2 protein-coding genes are annotated in these 1,896 nt (G+C 72.3%); both read left to right on the forward strand.

Annotated features, from left to right (window positions below; translation table 11 throughout):
* Positions 1 to 856, forward strand: an 856-nt coding sequence (locus G6018_RS07295) for a 3-oxoacyl-ACP reductase (RefSeq protein WP_182639267.1), incomplete at its 5' end; no start/stop codon positions are given.
* Between the two features lie 32 nt (positions 857 to 888).
* Complete coding sequence (locus tag G6018_RS07300) at positions 889 to 1,857, forward strand: MaoC/PaaZ C-terminal domain-containing protein (protein WP_347237822.1); 969 nt, start codon at positions 889 to 891, stop codon at positions 1,855 to 1,857.
* The last annotated feature ends 39 nt before the right edge of the window (positions 1,858 to 1,896 follow it).

Genomic DNA, 1,896 nt, shown 5'->3' on the forward strand with positions numbered 1-1,896 from the left:
CGCGTCGGGCCTCGAGTCCACCCTGCGCTTCATCCTCTCCGGCAAGTCCGCCTACGTCGACGCCCAGGTGTTCCGCGTGGGTGCCGGCGCCGCGACCGCCCCCGGGTCCTGGGACCGCCCCCTCGAGGGCAAGGTCGCCGTGGTCACGGGCGCGGCCCGGGGCATCGGTGCGGAGATCGCCGCCGTGCTCTCCCGCGACGGGGCGCACGTGATCTGCTGTGACGTCCCCGCCGCCGGCGAGTCCCTCTCCGCGACCGCCAACAAGGTGGGCGGCACCTCGCTGCCGCTCGACGTGACCGCCGCCGACGCCGCCGAGGTGCTGGCCAAGCACGTGCAGGAGCGCCACGAGGGCGTCATCGACATCCTCGTGCACAACGCGGGCATCACCCGCGACAAGACCCTGGCCGGCATGGACTCGGCGCGCTGGGACTCGGTCATGGCCGTCAACCTCGTCGCGCCGGAGCGGATCACCGCCGAGCTCGCGGAGAAGGGCGTCCTCACCGAGGGCGGCCGCGTCGTGGGCGTCTCCTCGATGGCCGGGATCGCCGGCAACCGCGGCCAGACCAACTACGCCGCCTCCAAGGCCGGCGTGATCGGGTTCGTCGACGGCGCCTCCGCCGAGCTGGCGTCCAAGAAGATCACCGTCAACGCCGTGGCCCCCGGCTTCATCGAGACCCAGATGACCGCGGCCATCCCGTTCGCCACCCGCGAGGCCGGACGCCGCATGAACTCCATGCAGCAGGGCGGTCTGCCCGTCGACGTGGCCGAGACGATCGCCTACTTCGCCAGCCCCGCCTCCTCCGCGGTCACCGACAACGTGATCCGCGTGTGTGGCCAGTCCCTCCTGGGCGCGTGATCGAGGTGGATCGCTCGTCTTCGGAGAACACCGTGTCGCAGAACACCGGGTCGGAGAACACCGTGGAGTACACCCGCCTGCCCGCCATCCCCAACCTCCTGGCCCAGTACGGCAAGGCGGCCGTCGGCTCGGTTCCCGTGGTGGGCGGCAAGCGCGACGGCACGTCGATGCCCGACAAGGGCGTCGAGGTGGCCGGCGTGCGCGTGGACGTGGCCAATCTGGCCGCCTACGCCCGCGTCTGCGACCTGCGCTTCGGTGACGCCCTGCCGCTGACCTACCCGTTCACGCTGGCCTTCCCCCTGAGCATGCAGCTCATGTTGGACCCGGCCTATCCGGTCCCGGCCATGGGCTCGGTGCACCTGACCAACGAGATCGAGTCCCACCGCCCCTTGCGGGTGGGCGACGAGCTCTCGATCCGCGCGCGGGCCGAGAACCTGCGGGAGCACCCCGCCGGGTTGCTGCTCGACATCGTCACGGAGATCCGTACCGGCGACGACGACCAGCCGTCCTGGGTCCAGCGGTCGGGCCTGCTCTCCAAGCGCCGGACGTCACTGACCCCTCCCAAGGACGCACCGCGCCCGCCGAGGCCCGAGCCGCCCACGGCCGCGGAGATCGGTGACCCCACCGTGGTCAGGTCGGTGTCCGAGTCGCTGATCTCCGAGTACGCGTCGGTGTCCGGGGACCGCAACCCCATCCACGTCTCCAAGGTGGGCGCCAAGGCGTTCGGGTTCCCCAACGTCATCGCGCACGGGATGTGGACGTCCGCCACCATGCTCGGTGTGGTCGAGGGCGCCATCCCCGAGCGGGCGCGCTACTCGGTGGAGTTCGGCAAGCCCGTCGTGCTCCCGGCCAAGCTGGCGATCTACGCCCGGCGCGGGTCCGGCCCGGGCGTCGGAACCGGTGTGGGCTCAGGCGCCGGCGACCCGGCCTGGTCGCTGCGGGTGCGCAACCCGCGCAAGCTCGGCACCGTGCACGCCACGGCCACCATCGAGGAGCTCTAGACCCCCCGCGGGCGCACGTCGTCCCCGACCCCGGCCCCA

It is taken from the genome of Dietzia sp. DQ11-44 (assembly GCF_014145205.1).
Taxonomy (GTDB): Bacteria; Actinomycetota; Actinomycetes; order Mycobacteriales; family Mycobacteriaceae; genus Dietzia; species Dietzia natronolimnaea.